Here is an 18,090-nt window from a genome sequence, read left to right on the forward strand (position 1 = left end):
GCAGCGGACCGATGGTTCAGACCGGCCCGGGATTCTAAGAGGACTCACAGGTTGGCTCAGCGCTTGGCGGTCGTCGCCTTCTTCGCGCGCGACGTCGCCGCCGAGGCGCGCCTGCGCTTCGGCTGAGCAGCGGCGCGCCCCTCGAGCAGCGGCTTGAGGAACTCGCCGGTGAAGCTGCCGGGCGTCGCCGCGATCTGCTCGGGCGTGCCCTCGGCCACGACCGTGCCGCCGCGGGACCCACCCTCCGGACCCATGTCGACGATCCAGTCGGCGGTCTTGATGACGTCGAGGTTGTGCTCGATCACCAGCACCGAGTTGCCCTTGTCGACCAGCGAGGACAGCACGCCGAGCAGCTTGCGGATGTCCTCGAAGTGCAGGCCGGTGGTGGGCTCGTCGAGGACGTAGACGGTGCGCCCGGTCGACCGCTTCTGCAGCTCGGTCGAGAGCTTCACCCGCTGTGCCTCACCGCCGGACAGCGTCGTTGCCGGCTGGCCCAGCCGCACGTAGCCCAGGCCGACCTCGACCAGCGTCTTCATGTGCCGGGCGATGGCCGGGACGGCCCCGAAGAACTCCAGCGCCTCCTCGATCGGCATGTCGAGGACCTCGGCGATGGTCTTGCCCTTGTAGTGGACCTCGAGCGTCTCCCGGTTGTAGCGGGCGCCGTGGCAGACCTCGCACGGCACGTAGACGTCGGGCAGGAAGTTCATCTCGATCTTGATCGTGCCGTCGCCGGCGCACGCCTCGCAGCGACCGCCCTTGACGTTGAAGGAGAAGCGACCCTGCTGGTAGCCCCGGATCTTCGCCTCGGGCGTGGACGCGAAGAGCTTGCGGATGTGGTCGAACACCCCGGTGTAGGTCGCCGGGTTGGACCGCGGGGTGCGGCCGATCGGGCCCTGGTCGACGTGGATGACCTTGTCGACGTTGTCGATGCCGGTGATCTTCTGGTGCCGCCCGGGGATCGAGCGCGCGCGGTGCAGCTCCTTGGCCAGCGAGGTGTAGAGGATGTCGTTGACCAGGGTCGACTTGCCGGACCCGGACACGCCCGTGACCGCGACGAAGAGGCCGAGCGGGAAGCTCACGTCGATGTTCTGCAGGTTGTGCTCGCGCGCACCGTGCACCTTCAGCTCGCGGCCGACGGTGCGCGGGCGTCGTACGGCGGGCACGCCGATCTCACGACGGCCGGAGAGGTACTCCCCCGTCATCGAGTCGGGGTGCTCCAGCAGCGCCTTGACCGGCCCCGAGTGGACGACCTGGCCGCCGTGCTCGCCGGCGCCCGGACCGATGTCGACGACCCAGTCGGCGACCTTGATCGTGTCCTCGTCGTGCTCGACGACGATCAGGGTGTTGCCCAGCTCCTTGAGCCGGACCAGGGTCTCGATCAGCCGCTGGTTGTCGCGCTGGTGGAGGCCGATCGACGGCTCGTCGAGCACGTAGAGCACGCCGACGAGACCCGCGCCGATCTGCGTGGCGAGCCGGATCCGCTGCGCCTCGCCGCCGGACAGCGAGCCGGACGGCCGGTCGAGGGTGAGGTAGTCCAGGCCCACGTCGAGCAGGAACTGCAGCCGTTCCTGGATCTCCTTGAGCACCCGCTCGCCGATCTGGCGCTCGCGCGTGGAGAGGTCGAGGTTGCGCAGGTAGTCGGCCGCCTCGTTGATCGGCAGCGCGCAGACCTCCGCGATGTTGAGGCCGTCGCGCCCTCCGTCCGTCGCCGTCTTCGCGCCGAGGGTGACGGCCATCGAGACCGGCTTGAGCCGCGACCCGGCACAGACCGGACAGGGCACCTCGCGCATGAAGCCCTCGAACCGCTCGCGGCTCACGTCGCTCTCGGCCTCGCGGTGGCGGCGCTCGACGTAGGAGCGGACGCCCTCGAAGTCGGCGTAGTAGGACCGCTGCCGTCCGTAGCGGTTGCGGGTGACGACGTGGACCTTCGTCGGATGTCCGTCGAGGATCGCCTTGCGGGCCTTGGCCGAGAGCTTCTCCCACGGCGTGTCCATGTCGAAGCCGAGCTCCTCGCCCAGCGCCTGGACGAGCTTGCCGAAGTAGTCGGCGACGTGCGCGTGGCTCCAGGGCTGCAGCGCGCCCTCGGCGAGGGTCGCGGTCTCGTCGGGCACGACGAGCTCGGGGTCGACCTCCATCCGGGTGCCGAGGCCGGTGCAGGTCGGGCAGGCGCCGAACGGGCTGTTGAACGAGAACGACCGCGGCTCGAGCTCGTCGGTGTCGATCGGGTGCTCGTTGGGGCACGCCATCTTCTCGCTGAACCGCATCTCGCGGCCCGCGTCCTTCTCGGGGAGATCGACGAAGTCGAGCACCACCAGGCCGCTCGCGAGGCCCAGCGCCGTCTCGACGGAGTCGGTCAGCCGGCGCTTGGCCGAGGCCTTGACCGCGAGCCGGTCGACGACCACCTCGATCGAGTGCTTGTACTTCTTGTCGAGCGTGGGCGGCTCCGCGAGGTCGTAGGTCGTGCCGTCGACGCGCGCGCGGCTGAAGCCCTGCGTCTGCAGCTGGCGGAACAGGTCGACGAACTCGCCCTTGCGACCACGCACGACAGGTGCGAGGACCTGGAACCGGCGACCCTCCTCGAGCGCGAGCACCCGGTCGACGATCTGCTGCGGGGTCTGCCGCTCGATCGGCGCACCGCAGGTCGGGCAGTGCGGCCGGCCGGCGCGGGCGTAGAGCAGACGGAGGTAGTCGTATACCTCGGTGATCGTGCCGACCGTGGAGCGCGGGTTCTTCGACGTGGACTTCTGGTCGATCGACACCGCCGGCGAGAGGCCCTCGATGAAGTCGACGTCGGGCTTGTCCATCTGGCCGAGGAACTGCCGGGCGTACGCCGACAGCGACTCGACGTAGCGACGCTGGCCCTCCGCGAAGATCGTGTCGAAGGCCAGGCTCGACTTGCCGGAGCCCGAGAGGCCGGTGAACACGATGAGCGCGTCGCGCGGGAGATCGAGCGACACGTCCTTGAGGTTGTGCTCACGAGCACCGCGGATGATGAGCTGGTCCGCCACTGACGATCCGTTTCCTGAGCCGGGACGAGCCCGTCGGGGCTCTTCGAACAAGTGTTCGCCATAGTACGACGGCAGGGCAACCCGCCGGCGCGCCGCACCACGACATCGGCACGATCTCACGCCCCACCGACAACGGCCCTGTCGAGGGACGATGATGGGGCCCGTGACGGACCTCATCTCGGCCGCGACGGAGCGGCTCCTGACCACCGTGCACGGTCTCGCCGACGGCGACTGGGCGGCCCCCAGCACCTGCCTGGGCTGGTCGCGCGCCCACGTGCTCGCCCACCTCGCCCTCAACGCGGAGGCCCTCGCCGGCGTCGCTCGCGGCCTGGCCGCCGGCGAGCAGCCCAACATGTATCCCTCTGACACCGTCCGGGACGCCGACATCGAGCAACTCGCGCAGCAGCAGCCGGCCGTCGTACGCGAGCGGTTGCAGGTGTCGACGGTGGCGTTCGCCGACGCACTGCCGCGGCTGGCCGCGGCCGCCCCGGGTGCCACCTTCGAGCGCACGCCCGGCGGCGCGGTGATGGCCGGGGCGCTGGTCCCCCTGTTGCGGCTCCGGGAGGTGGAGATCCACCACGCCGACCTCGACGCCGGCTACGGGTACGACGACTGGCCGGCGGCGACCGCGATCGCCTTCGCCGACCTCGACTCCCGGCGGTACGCCGGCGCGCCGTTCGCCGCGGTCGCGACGGACCTCGGCCTGCACTGGTCCTTCGGCAGCGTCGAGCCCGGCTCGCCCGTGCTGAGCGGGCCGGCGGCGGGCATCGCCTGGCTCGCCACCGGTCGCGACCCCGGCGCTACCGTGACCAGCTCCACCGGCACACTGCCCACCCTGGAGGGACGATGACCAGCCACACCGACTACAACGGCCGCGTGAAGGTGGGCGGCGGGCCCCAGGTCCGCGAGCTCGCCCACCTGACGATCACCAAGGTGGCGGTCGACGAGCAGATGTCCAACAACGCCTACCTGCTGCGCTGCAGCGACACCGGCGACCAGGTGCTCATCGACGCCGCCGCCGAGCCGGACACCCTGCTCCCCCTCGTCGGCGACGGCGGCCTCGCCTCCGTCGTCACCACCCACCAGCACTGGGACCACCACCGCGCACTCGCCGACGTCGTCGCGGCGACGGGGGCCGAGGTCGTCGCGGGCGGACCCGACGCCGACGCGATCACCGAGCAGACCGGCGTCGAGGTCGGCCGTCGGGTCGGTGACGGTGACACCGTGGCGGTGGGGAGCTGCCGGCTCGAGGTCATCCGGGTCACCGGCCACACGCCGGGCTCGATCTGCCTGCTCTACCGGGACCCCGAGGGCCACGGCCACCTCTTCACGGGCGACTCGCTCTTCCCGGGCGGCGTCGGCAACACGTTCGGCGACAGCGCCGCGTTCGCCACCCTCGTCGACGACGTCGAGACCAAGCTCTTCGGAGCGCTGCCCGACGACACCTGGTTCTACCCCGGTCACGGCGACGACTCCACGCTCGGCGCCGAGCGGCCGCACCTGGCCGAGTGGCGCGAGCGCGGCTGGTGAGCCGGCCCGAGGAGCACGGCAGCGGCCTCTTCGTCCCCGACGAGCGGTGGAGCCCGCTCTCGGTCCTCCTCCGGGGCGTCCTGACGACCCTGACCGGACTGGCGATCGCCTGGTGGCTGCGCCCCGGTCCCGACGACGGCGCCGGGAAGGCGATGCTGACCTACGCCGGGCTCGGCCTGGCCCTGATCGGCGTGGCGATGGTCGGCTACGGCGTGTGGCGGGTGGTCGAGGTGCTGACCGGCCGCGAGCGCTGACCGCGGCCGGCTACCAGGAGATCTCGCCGCAGGCGCTCGCGTCCGACTCGACCTGGAGCGTGGCGTGCTCGACGCCGTACTCCTCGCGCAGGGCGGCCCGCGCGCCGCTGAGGACCGTGCCGGCGTCGGCGCCCTGGACCGCGACGAGGTGTGCCGTCGCGACGTTCATCCCCGAGGTCAGCGTCCACAGGTGCAGGTCGTGCACCTCAGCGACGCCGGCCACGGCGGTCAGCACGGTCTCCACGTCTGCGGGGTCCATCCCCGCCGGCGCGTGCTGCCCCAGGACGGCGAGCACCTCCCGGCCCAGCATCAGGGCACGTACGACGACGAAGAGCCCGATCGCGAGCGCGATCGCGGTGTCCCACCCGGCGCTGCCGGTGGTGGCCACGAGCACGCCGGCGGCGATCACGCCGACGGAGCCGACCGTGTCGGCGACCACCTCGAGGTACGCGCCCTTGACGTTGAGGCTCTCGCCCGCGCCACCGCGCAGGAGGGCGAGCGCGACCAGGTTCACCAGCAGGCCGATCGCTCCCACGACCACCACGGCACCGGTGTCGAGCGTGACGGTCTCGCCGATGCGCCGTACGCCCTCGATCGCGACGTAGACGCCAGCGGCGAGCATGAGCAGGACCGTCAGCCCCGAGGCGAAGACCTCGGCGCGGTAGGAGCCGAACGTCTTCCGGCCGGTGCGGTCGGGCATCGTCGCGATCCGGGTCGCGGCCAGGGCGGCGCCGAGCGCGACGACGTCGGCGGCCATGTGCCCGGCGTCCGAGAGCAGGGCCAGCGAGCCGGACCAGAGGCCGACCCCGAGCTCCACGCCGAAGTACGCCGCCACCAGCCCGAACGCGACCGCCAGCCGCCACCGGTGCCGTCCCCCGGCGTGGCCGTGCCCGTGCCCATGACCGACGCCCATGGCGGCGATCGTAGTGCCGCACCGGCCCTCCGGCCGGGGTGATGGTCGCCACGTGGCGGACCCGTCGCAGATAACCCGTACGCGCTGTAGCGTGTACTTTCTGCGCCGGGCGCAGACGACGGCGAGGTTCCTTGACCGGGCGAACCGCTGACCCCTACGTTGCGAATCGTTGACGACGAATGAGCGGGACGTGACCGTGGGGTGACGCGATCTCGTGGCGCGGACCTCGTGGCCACACGAGTGAACGGAGCGTTGTCGATGACCACCGCAGCCCAGGCCACCCCGCCAGCAGGTGGTGCGGCCACCAACGAGATCCTCATCGCCGCCGCGATCGCCGGCGTCGTCATCCTCTTCTTCGGCTGGGTGATCCTCAGCGAGCGCGCGGACCGGCCGACGTTCGTCAGCCGGCTCGCCGACTGGGCGGCCGACCTGGTGAAGCTGCCGCGCTGGGTGGCCCTCCCGGCCGCGCTCGGGCTGGTCTCCGTGCTCGCCGCGGGCTGGGGCGTGTGGTGGGACGTGCCGATCCACATGCAGCGTGGCCGCGACTCCGGTCCGCTGGCCAACCCGAGCCACTACCCGATCTTCCTCGGCATCCTCGGCTTCACCCACGCGGGCCTGCTGAGCATGGGCCTCGCCCGCGACCCGCTCCCGCGCCACACGATCAAGCTGTCGAGGAGATGGCGGGTGCCGCTGGGCTCCGCGATCATCACCGGTGCCGGACTGATCGCGCTCGTCGGCTTCCCCGCCGACGACATGTGGCACCGGTTCTTCGGACAGGACGTCACCGAGTGGGGCCCGACCCACGTCATGATGATCGGCGGCGCCGTCACCTTCGTGATCGGCATCCCGCTGCTGCTGGCCGAGGCCGCGCAGGTCAGTGCCCCGCGGACGTCCGGCGTCATCGGGCGCTTCCTGGGCGCCCTCGCCATCACGGTGTGCGGCATCCCGTTCGCGTTCCTGATGGAGTTCGACCTCGGCGTGCCGCAGTTCCCTGCCGTCACCCAGTTCATCATCTTCGGCTTCCTGGCCGCGTGGATCGGCTGCGCCGTACGCCTGTGGCTCGGACCGGGCGGCGCACTCCTCACCGCCGCTGCGTTCTGGGTCGCGCACGGCTTCCTCTGGTTCAGCATCTGGCTGCTGCCCGACGTCCTCACGGCCCGCTTCCTGCTGCTCTGGCCCTCGGCGATCCTCATCGAGCTGGTCGCCCTGGTCCTCCAGCCGAGGAAGAAGGACCGCACGGTCCCGTTCGTCGTCGTGTCCGGCCTGCTGGTCGGCTCGCTGGGGATGTACGGCGAGTGGCTGTGGTCGAAGTTCTTCATGCCGCTCCCGCAGCCGTTCAACGCGGACGCGCTGCCGTTCCTCCTCGGCGTCGCGACGGTCGCCGCCGTCGGCGGTGGCCTGATGGCCGCCTGGATGGTCAGCCGGCTCCGCCTCACGGGCAGCAGCACGCCGCCCCCGCCCGGCCCGCTCCCGCGGCGCTACCTCGGTCTGGTGGGCCTGGTGATCTTCGTCGGCCTGATGGGCGCGTTCGGCGTACCCAAGGCACCCGATGCGTACGACGCCACGCTGACCTTCTCCGACGTGACCGGCGGCGCTGCCGCCTGCCCCGGCACCGACGACCTCTGCGAGGCCCGGGTGACCGTCACGTTCCAGGGCGAGGACCCCGTGCCCGACGCCGTCTGGTTCTACGCACTGGCCTGGCAGGGCAACCCGAAGGGCACGACCGGAGAGGTGCCGCGCGACCCCTCGGCCGACGTGCCGGGCATCGTGCGCACCGAGATGGTCGCCACCGGCAACCCCGGCGAGTACCGCACCAAGGACCCGATCCCGCTCTACGGCCCGTGGAAGACCCTCATCCGGCTGCACACGCTGCCGAGCACGATGATCTCCTTCCCGGTCTATGCGCCCGACGACCCCGCCATCAAGGGCGAGCAGGGCCGCGTCGTGAAGGTCGAGAACGGCCAGACGGTCACGACGGTGCTCGAGAGCAAGTTCCTGCAGCGGGAGAAGAAGGACGACGTCCCGGCCTGGGGCTGGACCGCGGGCTACGCCCTGGTGCTCCTCGCGTGGATCGGCCTGCTCCTCTTCTACGGCTGGTGCTACAACCGCGCCTCGCAGCCCGAGGCACCGACGACCGCACGGATCAAGGAGACAGTGTGAGCGGGCAGACCCCTTCCCTCGGCGACCAGGTCGTCCTGATCACCGGCGGTGCCCGCGGCATCGGCGCCGAGACCGCCAAGGCCCTGGCCGCCCGTGGCGCCCGGCTGGTCCTCACGGACCTCGACCGTGCTGCCCTCGACGCGACCGCGGCCGAGATCGGTGAGGACCGGTGCCACGCAGTGGTCGCCGACGTGTGCGACCTGCCTTCCATGGAGGGCGCCGTCCAGACGGCCCTGGCCCGGTTCGGCCGGCTCGACGCGGCCGTCGCCAATGCCGGCATCGCCTCCTACGGGTCGGTGATGTACACCGACCCGGCCGCCTTCAAACGGGTGCTCGACATCAACGTGCTCGGGGTCTTCCACACCGCCCGGGCAGCGCTGCCCGCCCTCGTCGAGAGCCAGGGCTACTTCCTCGTGGTCTCCTCGCTGGCCGCCTTCGCGGCGGCGCCGGGCCTCGCGGCCTACAACGCGAGCAAGGCGGGAGCGGAGCACTTCGCCAACGCGCTGCGGCTCGAGATGCACCACCAGGGCGTGAAGGTCGGCTGCGCCCACATGTCGTGGATCGACACCCCGCTCGTGCAGGACGCCAAGAAGGACCTCGGGTCGTTCAACGAGCTGCTCGGCAAGCTGCCCTACCCCCTCGGGAGGACCACCTCGGTCGACGCCTGCGTCAAGGCGTTCGTGAAGGGCATCGAGAAGCGGCAGCGCCACGTCTACTGCCCCGGCTGGGTGCGGGGCATCGGCCTCAACCGCAACGTCGTCAACTCCGCCGCCGGCAGCCGCGCGGTCCTCCCGCACGTCCCCGACATCCTGCCGCGCATGGACGCCGAGGTGGCCGCGCTCGGTCGCTCGACGAGCGCGCGCAACATCGCCAACGAGCACGACCCGGCCGCCGCCGTCGACCCGCAGGAGTGAGCATGAGCACCGACCACCTCGACGTCCTCATCGTCGGCGCGGGCCTCTCCGGCATCGACGCGGCCGTGCACATCGGCAAGGCCTTCCCCGACAAGAGCTACGCGCTGCTGGAGCAGCGCGGCGAGCTCGGCGGCACCTGGAGCCTCTTCAAATACCCCGGCATCCGGTCCGACTCCGACATGTACACCCTCGGGTTCGGCTTCCGGCCGTGGGACGGCAAGCACGCGATCGCCGACGGTCCCGACATCCTGCGCTACCTCCGCGACACCGCCGAGGAGTACGGCGTCGACCAGCGCATCCGCTACCACCGGAAGGCCACCACCTACGAGTGGTCGTCCGACGACCAGCGCTGGACCGTCACGGTGGACGACACGGAGACCGGCGCGACCGAGACGCTCACGTGCGACTTCCTGTTCAGCACCAGCGGGTACTACAACTACGACGCCGGCTACACGCCCGACTGGCCCGGCTTCGCCGACTTCCAGGGCACGGTCGTGCACCCGCAGCACTGGCCCGAGGACCTCGACTACGAGGGCAAGCGCGTCGTGGTCATCGGGTCCGGGGCGACCGCCGTCACCCTGATCCCGTCGATGGCCGAGAAGGCCGGCCACATCACGATGCTCCAGCGCACCCCGACCTACATCGTCAGCCAGCCGAAGATCGACCCCATCGCCGAGACGATCAAGAAGATCGCCCCGAAGAAGCAGCGCGCCAAGCTCATCCACGCCCGCTACGCGGCGATCACCATCGGCTTCTACGAGTTCTGCCGGCGCAACCCGACGGCCGCGAAGATCCTCCTCAAGCGCTGGGCCAAGATGCACCTGCCGAAGGACTTCGACTACGACACGCACCTGACGCCGCCGTACGCGCCCTGGGACCAGCGCCTCTGCGTCGTCCCGAACGCCGATCTCTTCCGCGCGATCCACAGCCACAAGGTCGACGTGGTGACCGACCACATCGAGGAGTTCACCCCGACCGGGATCCGGCTGAAGTCGGGCGAGGAGCTCGAGGCCGACGTGGTGGTCACGGCCACCGGCCTCGACGTGGTGGCCATGGGCGGCGCCGACTTCGTGGTGGACGGCGAGAAGGTCGACCTCGGCGAGAAGTTCACCTACAAGGCGCTGATGCTCAGCGACGTGCCCAACTTCGCGTTCATCATCGGCTACTCCAACGCGTCCTGGACCCTGAAGGCAGACCTCGTGTGCGAGTACGTCGTCCGGGTGCTCAGGCACATGGACAAGCACGGCCGAAGGGTCGTCGTGCCGCGGATCGCCGAGGGCATGCACCCGGAGCCGGTGCTCGACCTCACGTCGGGCTACATCCAGCGCGCCGCCGGGAAGCTGCCCTCGGCCGGCGACCGGGACCCGTGGCGGCTCAAGCAGAACTGGTACTTCGACAAGAAGTTCCTGCGCTCGAGCAAGGTCGACGACGGGGTCGTGGAGTTCAGCTGACGCCGAGACCGCGCAGCACCTCGATCGCGTCGTCGAGACGCTGCCTGTCCTCGGAGCCGAGCGCCTCGATCCGGCGACGGAGGGCCTCGACCCGCGCAGCCCGACCCTCCTCCACGAGGCTCCGGCCCGCGGCCGTCAGGTCGACGAGCTGGGCCCGGCCGTCGGCGGGGTCGGGGCTGCGCTCGGTCAGGCCATCCTCGCAGAGCCGGTCCACGATCCGGGTCATCGACGCCGCGGAGACGCCCTCGACCTCGGCGAGCACGGTCGCGCGGAGAGGGCCGCTGCGGGCGAGCGTGAACAGCGCCGAGAGGCCGCCGGCCGCCACGCTCCCGGCCGGGGCGTCCCTGCGCAGCCCGCGGACGAGACGGACGAGCGCGACGTAGAGGTCGGTCGCGTGGTCGCCCATCACCCCTCCTCGGGCAGCGCCGCGTTGGTCGCCGCCTCGCCGATCACGGGCTCGTCGACGTGGACGTACTTGCCGCCCGCGAACCACGACGCGACGGCAGCGAGCACGCACATGACGGCGGCCGCGGCGAAGACGACGACCAGGCCGTGGTGGAAGGGGTCGGACATCAGCTGCGGGAAGAAGTGCTGGTCGGTCAGCTTGGCGTAGCGCGGGTCGGAGTCGCCCAGCGTGATCCCGACCGGGACCCCGAGCCTGTCGATCTGGCCGAGGATCGTGGCGATCGGGTTGAAGCCGAGGAAGGACGCGAAGAGCGACGCGACCGGCGGCAGCTGGCCGGCGGCATCGGCCGCCTGCGGCGTGACGCCGTGGTCCTGCAGGCCGCCGGTGAGCGTGCTGGGGAGCCGCGCGGCGAGGCCGGCGATCATCAGCGAGAAGAACACGCCGATCGAGAGCGAGGAGCCGGCGTTGAAGAAGGTGCCGCGCATGCCCGACGCCGCGCCGCGCTGGTGCGCCGGGACGGAGTTCATGATCGCGGAGGCGTTGGGGGCGGCGAACAGCCCGGAGGCGAGTCCGTTGACCAGCAGGATCACGGCGAAGAGCCAGTAGGGGAAGTCGACGGGGATCAGCAGGAACCCCACGAACGTCGCGCCCACGAGCAGGCACCCGGCCGTCGCGAAGATGCGCGCGCCGAAGCGGTCGGACAGCACGCCGGAGATCGGGCCCGCGATGAGGAAGCCGACCGTCAGCGGCAGCATGTAGATGCCGGCCCACAGCGGCGTCGACTCGTAGGAGTAGCCGTGGATCGGCAGCCAGATCCCCTGCAGCCAGATGATCAGCATGAACTGCATGCCACCGCGCGCCACGGACGCGAGCAGCGAGGCCAGGTTGCCGGCCCAGAACGGCCTGATCCGGAAGAGGCTCATGGCGAACATCGGGTCCGTGACGCGGGTCTCGATCCAGCAGAACAGGCCCAGCACGGCCGAGCCGCCGATCAGCCCGAGCAGGACCCAGGGACTCGTCCACCCCATCGTGCTGTCGCCGTACGGCTGGATGCCGTAGGTGATCGCCACCAGGATCGAGGTGAGGCCGACGGCGAAGGTCAGGTTGCCCCACGGGTCGAGACCGCCCGGCCGCCGCTCCCCCGTCTCGTGCAGCGACAGGTAGGACCAGACGGTGCCGACGATCCCGATCGGCACCGACACCCAGAAGACCAGGCGCCAGTCGATCTCGGAGAGCACGCCGCCGATCACCAGGCCCAGGAACGAGCCCGCCACGGCCGCGACGTTGTTGATGCCGAGCGCCATCCCGCGCTTCTCCGCCGGGAACGCGTCGGTGAGGATCGCGGTCGAGTTGGCGAACAGCATCGACCCGCCCACGCCCTGGACCATCCGGCCGATGATCAACCACAGCGCCCCGGCATCCCCCTGGAAGGGATCGAGCGACAGCGCGACGGAGGCGATCGTGAAGATGACGAAGCCCAGGTTGTAGATCTTGACGCGCCCGAAGATGTCGCCGAGCCGGCCGAGCACGACGACCAGGACCGCGGAGACCACGAGGAACCCCATGATCATCCACAGCAGGTAGGTGACGTTGCCCTCGCCGAGCGGGTCGACGTGGATGCCCTTGAAGATCGCCGGCAGCGAGATCAGCACGATCGAGGAGTTGATCGTGCTGATCAGGATGCCGAGGGTCGTGTTCGACAGCGCCACCCACCGGTAGCGGGGGCTGTCGGCCGAGGTGCGCTTGCGGGACGGCGGAAGGGTCTCGGCGGTCACGTCGTCAAACTACTTCACATCGACTAAGCACTTCTCGGCGTCTCGACCCGGGACTTCAGTCCCGGTTCGGGGGCCGATGTAACGCCGGACCTGTCTCGCGACAGGTAGGGGTGGAAAGTAGAAGCAGTGGGCCCCGACCGCACGGTCGTGGCCGCCCGAACACCTGGGGAGCAACCATGAAGCTGACCGTCCGCGCACTCGGCATCGTCGCCGCAGCCGCCCTCTCGGTCCCCGCCGTCTCGATGACGGCGCACGCCGACGACACCGACCCGGCCCCGGCCCCCTGCGCCACGCAGCAGGCACAGGTCGACGACGCGACCGCCGCGCTGGCTCGGGTCCAGGCCGTCTTCGCGCGCCAGAAGGCGCACGTCCGGCACGCCCGCGCCGACCTCCGTCACGCCGACAACCGGGCGGAGCGCCGTGCGGCCCGGGCCGAGCTGGCCCAGGCCAAGGCGAAGAAGGAGCACGTCGCCAAGGAGAAGACCGCTCAGCAGGTGCGCCTCGCGAAGGCGACCGAGCGGCTCGACGCCTGCATGGCCGCCCAGGGCTCCTGAGCCCCTAGGAGTACGTGACGCGGACGGTGTCCGTCGCGGGCAGCGACTGGCAGCCCAGGCGGATACCGTCCGCGAGGTCCTCGCTGTCGAGGACGTCGTTGTGCACCATCTGCACCTCGCCCTCGAGCAACCGGATCGCGCAGGCCGAGCACTCCCCCTCCCGGCAGGAGTACGGCGCCTTGACGCCCTTGCTCTCGAGGAAGTCCAGCAGCTTCACCTTCGGGTCCCAGTCGTCGAAGGTGTGGTCCTCGCCGTCGAGCTCGACCTCGAGCTTCACCGGGCCGGCGACCGCCGGCTCCGGGGTCTCGTCCGCGGTCGGGCCCTCGTCGTCCGACTCGGCCGCGGCGATCTCGCTCTCGGCGAGCTCCAGCTCCGCGATGTCGCCGAACGGGTTGCCGCCCAGGGAGACGAACTTCTCCTGGTGGCGTCGCTGGCGCGGGAACTCCAGCTCGCGCAGCACCGTCGTGACCATCTTCATGTAGGGCGCGGGCCCGCACACGAACGCGTCGTAGTCCACGTAGGGCTCGACGAACGCCTTGATCTGCTCGGGGCTCGGGAGTCCCTGCACCGACTCGAGCCAGTGCACCACCTGGAGCCGGTCGGGGTGTTCGGCGGAGAGCCGGGTGAGCTCCTCGGCGAAGATGACCGACCTCTCGTCGCGGTTGGCGTAGAACAGCACGATCCGGCCCGTGCCCTCCTCGAGGGCGGTGCGCGTGATCGACATGATCGGCGTGACGCCGCTGCCGCCGGCGAAGAGCAGCAGGTCGGCGTCGAGCGAGGCCGGCGTGAAGATGCCCGAGGGCGGCAGCACCCGCAGGGTGTCGCCGACCTCGAGGTTCTCGCAGATCCAGTTGGACGCGTAGCCCTCGGCCGTGCGCTTGACCGTCACCGTCAGCGGTCCGCCGTCGTGCGGGCTGCTCGAGAGCGAGTAGCACCGCGCGGCGATGCCGGTCTGGTCGCTGGGCACCGCGACGGTCAGGAACTGGCCGGGCTTGTAGACGAACTTCTCAGGGGCGTCGGCAGGCACTTCGAAGCTGACCGAGCGGGCGTCGGCGGTCTCGTCGACGACGTCGACCACGGTCAGCAGGAAGGACTCGATGTCCACGCAGAACTCTTTCTAGTAGCCGTCTTCGGCCCCGACCGGGATCTCTCCCGATCGGACGGCGGCGTCGATGCTAGCCGTCATGCGGGGGCAGGCCTGGTGGCTGTCCCGACCATCGGTTCGTGTCCTACGACACAGCTCGGGACATGCCTTGCGGGCCTCGGCGCTCCACTGGATCGACGTGTGGTGCTCGCTGTTCTTCTTCGCCCGCACCCGCGCCAGGCAGTCGAGGCACTCCACCTCAACCATCCGCGCGCTGGTGTAGAGCCGTTGCTCCTCCAGCGTCGCGGGGTCCCGGGGGACGAAGGAGGCCATCAGTGGCTCACGGGCGCCTGTGCCGGGTCCTCGGCCGACTCCTCGGCCGACTCCCCCGCCGCGCGCTTGGCCAGGTTCTCGGCCACCTCGGCGTGCCAGAACTCGTTGGCCTTGGTGGTGTCGACCTCGAACTCGAAGCGGTCGGTCATCTCCGGCTTGATGTCGGCGACGTCGGTGTAGAACTGCTCGTACCAGCGGCGCAGCTGGTAGACCGGCCCGTCCTCCTCGCAGAGGAGGGGGTTCTGCACGGCGACCTTGTTCTCCCAGATGTGCACGTCCTGGAGGAACCCGTCGCCGAACGACTCGGTGTAGCGCTGCGCGATGTAGTCGACGGTCTTGTCGTCGAGGCCCTCGGGCTTCTGGACGGCGATGCCGTACTGCAGCGTGAACGAGTCCGGCCCCGTCGGGATGTGGCAGTTGATGAGGACGACCTCGGTGACGAAGCCCTTGTAGTCGACCGTGAGCCAGTTGATCATGTACGACGGCCCGTAGTAGGTCGCCTCCGACTTCAGCGTCGAGTCCTCCCCGCTGTAGCCGCCCTCCGACTTGTCGGGCCGCCCCTTCGACTCCATGAACTGCGTGGCGGTGTGTCCCTCGAAGATGTTGCGGAAGCTCGTCGGGAACGCGAAGTGCACGTAGTAGAAGTGCGCCATGTCCGCGACGTTGTCGATGAGCTCGCGGCAGTGCGAGCCGTTGATCTCCTTGGTGTGCCAGGACCAGTCGGTGTACTTGTCCGTCATCACGTCGTGCAGCTCGGGCGGGAGGATGTCGCGGTCGGCCGGCGAGCCCTCCGGGTCGTTCCAGATCATCAGCTGGCCGTTGACGATGGCCGTCTCGTAGCGGTGCGTGCGGGCCCGGAGGGGCACCCGCCGCGCGTACGGGATCTCCTTGCACTTGCCGTCGCCACCCCACCGCCAGTCGTGGAAGGGGCAGGCGATGTTGTCGCCCTTGACCTCGCCCTGGGTGAGGTCGCCGCCCATGTGGCGGCAGAAGCCGTCGAGCACGTTGAGCTCGCCCTTGCTGTCCTGCCAGACGACGAGCTTGGTGCCGAAGCCGTGGATGGCGTGCGGCTTGCCGTCGGCGAAGTCGCTGGCCAGCCCCAGGCAGTGCCAGCCGCGAGCGAAGCGGATCGGCGTCGTGCCCTGGTCCAGCATGCGGGTGTCACTCATGTAGAACACGTTACAGTTTTGCGGGTAGTCTGACAACGAAGACCCCGGCTCAACGGGGCTTGATCTACGCCACAGCGTTGGAAATGGGAGGCGTCGTGCACGTCGAGTTGGAGCCGCAGCAGACCGCGCTGCGCGAGGAGCTGCGCGCGTACTTCGCCCAGCTGGTCACGCCCGAGATCAAGGCCGGGCTCTCCGCCGCCACCAACGAGTTCGGCGAGGAGGTCGGCGGCGAGTTCGGTGACGCCAACGTCTACAAGAGCGTGATCCGCCAGATCGGCAAGGACGGCTGGCTGGGCATCGGCTGGCCCAAGGAGTACGGCGGCCAGGACCGCTCGATGATCGAGCAGCTGATCTTCACCGACGTCGCGGCGAACTTCGGCGTGCCGATCCCCTACCTGACCCTCAACACGGTCGGGCCGACGATCATGCGCTTCGGCACCGAGGAGCAGAAGGAGTACTTCCTCCCCAAGATCCTCGCGGGCGAGCTGCACTTCTCGATCGGCTACTCCGAGCCCGGCTCCGGCACCGACCTCGCGTCGCTGCAGACCAAGGCGGTGCTCGACGAGGCGGCCGGCGAGTGGGTGATCAACGGCCAGAAGATGTGGACCTCGCTCATCCAGTACGCGGACTGGATCTGGCTGGCCTGCCGCACCGAGCCCGACCAGTCGCGGCACAAGGGGCTGTCGATGATCCTGGTCCCGGCCGGCGTCGATGGCTTCTCCTACACCCCGGTGCACACCGTCGCCGGGGTCGGCACGTCCGCGACCTACTACCAGGACGTCCGGGTGCCGGCCTCGAACCTGATCAGCGAACGCGGCGGCGGCTGGGCTCTGATGACCAACCAGCTCAACCACGAGCGGGTCGCGCTCACCTCGGCCGCGCCGCTCATCCAGTCCCTGGGGATGGTGAGGGACTGGGCGACGGAGACCGTGGACCCCGACGGTCGGCGGGTGATCGACTCCGAGTGGGTGCAGATCGCCCTGGGCCGGGCCCACGCCCGCGTCGAGGCGCTCTCCCTCATCAACTGGAAGCTCGCCGCCGACGCCGACCACGGCGTCGCCCTCTCCCCCGCGGAGGCCTCCGCGACGAAGGTCTACGGCTCCGAGCTGGCGACCGAGGTGTACCGGTCGCTGATGGAGGTCGTCGGCCCCAACGCCGGTGTCGCCGCGGGCTCCCCCGGCGCGGTGCTCGCCGGCCGGCTCGAGCGGTTCTACCGGTCATCGCTCGTCATGACCTTCGGCGGCGGCACCAACGAGATCCAGCGCGACATCATCGGCTACGTCGGCCTCGGCCTCCCCGCCGCCAAGCGCTAGCCACCCCCCTGGTCGAGCAGCCCGAGAACCGCAAGCCCCCGCTCGTCGAACAGCCCGAGAACCCGCAAGCCCCCGCTACCCCCGCTGGTCGAGTACCCCGAGAACCCGCAAGCCCCCGCTACCCCCGCTGGTCGAGGAGGTCGCGCAGCGACCGTCGCGAGACCCCGCAAGACGAAAGCAGACATCATGGACTTCCTCTTCACCCCCGAGCAGGACGAGGCGGCGGCCCTCACGGCCGAGATCCTCACCGACAAGGCGACCAACGAGCGGATGAAGGCCGTCGAGGCCTCGGGCGACCGCTTCGACCGTGAGCTGTGGGCGACGCTCGGCGACGCGTTCGACTGGACCGAGCTCGACCTGATGGAGCTGGCCCGGGTGCTGGTCGAGGTCGGCCGCAAGGTCGCTCCCGTGCCGCTCGCGGTCCACGCCGCCTGCCTCACCTTCCTGAAGGCTGCCGGCCTGCCGACGGACGCCGCCCTCTACGCGGCTGCCGTCGCCGAGGAGCGGTCCCACCTGCCGGAGTCACCGCAGGTGACCGCCGACGCCGACGGCCGCCTCACCGGCACCAAGACGCTCGTCCGCGCCGGCATGTCCGCCGACGCGCTGCTCGTCACCGCGACCGGCCCCGACGGACCCACCGTCCACCTCGTGGACCCGACGGCCTCGGGCGTCGACCGGCAGGCCCAGCGCACCAGCGACGGCGACGCCGCTGCGCTGATCACCCTCGACCACGCACCCGGGACCCGTGTCGTGATCGAGGGCGGGTCAGGACAGGACTCCCCCGTGCGCCGGCTGCACCAGCTGCTCACGGTGACCGCTGCCGCCGAGCAGCTCGGGGTCACTGAGGGAGCACTGGCGCTGACGTCGTCGTACGCGAAGACGCGCGAGCAGTTCGGGCGACCGATCGGGACCTTCCAGGCGGTCTCCCAGCGGCTCGCGGACGGGTTCATCGACGTCCTCGCCCAGCGGCTCACCCTGTGGCAGGCGGTGTGGCGGCTGCAGGAGGGCCTGCCCGCCGCGACCGAGGTGGCCGTGGCCAAGCTGTGGGCGGCGGACGCCGGCCACAAGCTCGCGCACACGACCGTCCACGTCCACGGCGGGGTCGGCATCGACCTCGACGGCGAGGCGCACCGCTACTTCACGACGGCGAAGCGCTTCGAGTTCCTCTTCGGCAGCAGCACCGACCAGGCGCTCGCGATCGGCAGGTCGTTCGCCACCGCCTGAGC

Annotated in this window: 16 protein-coding genes; 9 read left to right on the top strand and 7 right to left on the bottom strand. The window is 70.5% G+C overall.

Going from position 1 to position 18,090, the window contains the following annotated elements; translation table 11 throughout:
- Positions 1-56 precede the first annotated feature (56 nt).
- Entirely contained in the window at positions 57-3,008 is a 2,952-nt protein-coding gene (gene uvrA, locus ACAX67_RS18225) for an excinuclease ABC subunit UvrA (protein ID WP_370705302.1), read from the bottom strand.
- Positions 3,009-3,171: 163 nt separating this feature from the next.
- Between uvrA and ACAX67_RS18230 the strand changes: the two genes are divergently transcribed.
- The 3 genes from ACAX67_RS18230 to ACAX67_RS18240 are packed head-to-tail and all read left to right on the top strand — an operon-like array spanning position 3,172 to position 4,792.
- Positions 3,172-3,858, top strand: a complete 687-nt coding sequence (locus ACAX67_RS18230; RefSeq protein WP_370705303.1) for a maleylpyruvate isomerase family mycothiol-dependent enzyme — start codon at positions 3,172-3,174, stop codon at positions 3,856-3,858.
- Positions 3,855-4,538: an MBL fold metallo-hydrolase gene (locus tag ACAX67_RS18235; protein WP_370705304.1), complete on the top strand. Its 684-nt coding sequence runs from the start codon at positions 3,855-3,857 to the stop codon at positions 4,536-4,538. Before ACAX67_RS18230 ends, ACAX67_RS18235 begins: the two co-directional genes overlap by 4 nt.
- Positions 4,535-4,792 carry a hypothetical protein gene (locus tag ACAX67_RS18240; protein WP_370705305.1) on the top strand — a complete coding sequence of 86 codons (258 nt, stop codon included), beginning with the start codon at positions 4,535-4,537 and terminating at the stop codon, positions 4,790-4,792. The genes ACAX67_RS18235 and ACAX67_RS18240 overlap by 4 nt, the downstream gene beginning before the upstream one ends.
- A 10-nt stretch (positions 4,793-4,802) precedes the next feature.
- Here ACAX67_RS18240 and ACAX67_RS18245 read toward each other — a convergent pair whose 3' ends face one another.
- Positions 4,803-5,705 carry a cation diffusion facilitator family transporter gene (locus ACAX67_RS18245; protein WP_370705306.1) on the bottom strand — a complete coding sequence of 301 codons (903 nt, stop codon included), beginning with the start codon at positions 5,703-5,705 and terminating at the stop codon, positions 4,803-4,805.
- A 258-nt stretch (positions 5,706-5,963) separates the two neighbouring features.
- Between ACAX67_RS18245 and ACAX67_RS18250 the strand changes: the two genes are divergently transcribed.
- Genes ACAX67_RS18250 through ACAX67_RS18260 form a run of 3 tightly spaced genes read left to right on the top strand, consistent with a single transcriptional unit; the run spans position 5,964 to position 10,230 of the window.
- The gene (locus ACAX67_RS18250) at positions 5,964-7,865 is read left to right on the top strand and encodes a hypothetical protein (RefSeq protein ID WP_370705307.1); all 1,902 of its coding nucleotides are present in this window, start codon (positions 5,964-5,966) and stop codon (positions 7,863-7,865) included.
- Positions 7,862-8,779 (top strand): SDR family oxidoreductase, encoded by a 918-nt coding sequence (locus ACAX67_RS18255; RefSeq protein ID WP_370705308.1) that lies wholly within the window; start codon positions 7,862-7,864, stop codon positions 8,777-8,779. The genes ACAX67_RS18250 and ACAX67_RS18255 overlap by 4 nt, the downstream gene beginning before the upstream one ends.
- A gap of 2 nt (positions 8,780-8,781) precedes the next feature.
- On the top strand, positions 8,782-10,230 hold the full coding sequence (locus ACAX67_RS18260; RefSeq protein WP_370705309.1) for a flavin-containing monooxygenase: 1,449 nt from the start codon (positions 8,782-8,784) through the stop codon (positions 10,228-10,230).
- Here the strand turns inward: ACAX67_RS18260 and ACAX67_RS18265 are convergent.
- Positions 10,223-10,636 carry a MarR family winged helix-turn-helix transcriptional regulator gene (locus ACAX67_RS18265; RefSeq protein ID WP_370705310.1) on the bottom strand — a complete coding sequence of 138 codons (414 nt, stop codon included), beginning with the start codon at positions 10,634-10,636 and terminating at the stop codon, positions 10,223-10,225. The genes ACAX67_RS18260 and ACAX67_RS18265 overlap by 8 nt on opposite strands.
- Complete coding sequence (locus tag ACAX67_RS18270; protein ID WP_370705311.1) at positions 10,636-12,411, bottom strand: MFS transporter; 1,776 nt, start codon at positions 12,409-12,411, stop codon at positions 10,636-10,638. Before ACAX67_RS18270 ends, ACAX67_RS18265 begins: the two co-directional genes overlap by 1 nt.
- Before the next feature lie 176 nt (positions 12,412-12,587).
- On the opposite strand from ACAX67_RS18270, the gene ACAX67_RS18275 reads away from it, so the two are divergent.
- On the top strand, positions 12,588-12,965 hold the full coding sequence (locus ACAX67_RS18275) for a hypothetical protein (protein ID WP_370705312.1): 378 nt from the start codon (positions 12,588-12,590) through the stop codon (positions 12,963-12,965).
- A 4-nt stretch (positions 12,966-12,969) separates the two neighbouring features.
- Here the strand turns inward: ACAX67_RS18275 and ACAX67_RS18280 are convergent, their stop codons facing one another.
- From ACAX67_RS18280 to ACAX67_RS18290, 3 genes are read right to left on the bottom strand one after another with little or no spacing between them, the layout of a single operon-like run.
- Positions 12,970-14,070, bottom strand: a complete 1,101-nt coding sequence (locus tag ACAX67_RS18280; protein ID WP_370705313.1) for a 2Fe-2S iron-sulfur cluster-binding protein — start codon at positions 14,068-14,070, stop codon at positions 12,970-12,972.
- Between the two features lie 12 nt (positions 14,071-14,082).
- Complete coding sequence (locus ACAX67_RS18285) at positions 14,083-14,382, bottom strand: hypothetical protein (RefSeq protein WP_370705314.1); 300 nt, start codon at positions 14,380-14,382, stop codon at positions 14,083-14,085.
- Positions 14,382-15,551, bottom strand: coding sequence for a 3-ketosteroid-9-alpha-monooxygenase, oxygenase component (locus ACAX67_RS18290; RefSeq protein WP_370705315.1), 1,170 nt, complete (start codon positions 15,549-15,551; stop codon positions 14,382-14,384). The genes ACAX67_RS18285 and ACAX67_RS18290 overlap by 1 nt, the downstream gene beginning before the upstream one ends.
- 95 nt (positions 15,552-15,646) lie before the next feature.
- Here ACAX67_RS18290 and ACAX67_RS18295 point away from each other — a divergent pair, with 95 nt between their 5' ends.
- Together ACAX67_RS18295 and ACAX67_RS18300 are read left to right on the top strand one after the other, a co-directional pair.
- Positions 15,647-16,864: an acyl-CoA dehydrogenase family protein gene (locus ACAX67_RS18295; protein ID WP_370705316.1), complete on the top strand. Its 1,218-nt coding sequence runs from the start codon at positions 15,647-15,649 to the stop codon at positions 16,862-16,864.
- A 186-nt stretch (positions 16,865-17,050) separates the two neighbouring features.
- Positions 17,051-18,088, top strand: a complete 1,038-nt coding sequence (locus ACAX67_RS18300) for an acyl-CoA dehydrogenase family protein (protein WP_370705317.1) — start codon at positions 17,051-17,053, stop codon at positions 18,086-18,088.
- The last annotated feature ends 2 nt before the right edge of the window (positions 18,089-18,090 follow it).

Origin of the sequence: Nocardioides candidus (assembly GCF_041321175.1) — a bacterium.
Classification (GTDB): Bacteria; Actinomycetota; Actinomycetes; order Propionibacteriales; family Nocardioidaceae; genus Nocardioides.